This is a genomic window from Polaromonas sp. P3_C2 (genome assembly GCF_056402675.1).
The window spans coordinates 1-717 of the sequence record NZ_JBFUGX010001162.1; the positions used below are offsets into that span (position 1 = coordinate 1).

The 717-nt window shown below is 58.4% G+C and carries 1 protein-coding gene; it reads left to right on the plus strand.

The window, feature by feature from the left end; all coding sequences use genetic code 11:
• The coding region (locus AC1DWI_RS25340) for a TRAP transporter large permease subunit (RefSeq protein ID WP_477726209.1) at window positions 1-555 on the plus strand (555 nt) is incomplete at its 5' end.
• Between the last annotated feature and the right edge of the window lie 162 nt (window positions 556-717).

Sequence of the window (717 nt, forward strand, 5' to 3'; positions counted from 1 at the left end):
ACTTTCGTAGCCGCCTTGCTCAAGCGCGAGATCACCTGGGCCAAATTCAAGCTGTGCTTTTATGCCACGGCGGAAAGCTCGGCCATGATCTTCCTGATCTTTATAGGCGCCGACCTCATGAACTCCGCCCTGGCCCTGACGCAGGTGCCTAACCAGCTCGCCGGCGTGGTCGGCGGTTGGGGACTGTCGCCGCTGATGGTTGTCACGGCCATCCTGCTGTTTTACGTGGTGCTGGGGGCCGTGATGGACGAGTTGTCCATGCTGCTGCTGACGATTCCCATCTTTTTCCCGATGGTGATGGGCCTGGATTTCGGCATGGCCAAGGAATCCACCGCGATCTGGTTCGGCATCATGGTACTGATGACGGTCGGCTTTGGCATGCTGGCGCCGCCGGTGGGCCTGAACGTCTATGTGGTCAATGGCYTGGCCAAAGACGTGCCTATCAGCGAAAGCTACAAAGGTGTCATGCCATTCCTCATCAGCGACACCATCCGCACCACCCTGCTGCTGCTGTTCCCGGGCATATCGCTGTGGCTGGTGAAATACATCAGCTAGGGTCTATGGCTAGGGCTTTTACCGCTTCTCAAACCCATCCGCTTGCCTTAAGTTAGTCAAATTGTTTATAGGAGACACGCCATGATTCAGCGACGAACCCTTCTCAAGACCAGCGCCGCCGCAGCCTTGGGCGCACCGGCGCTGTCGGGCCTGGCCCAGCAG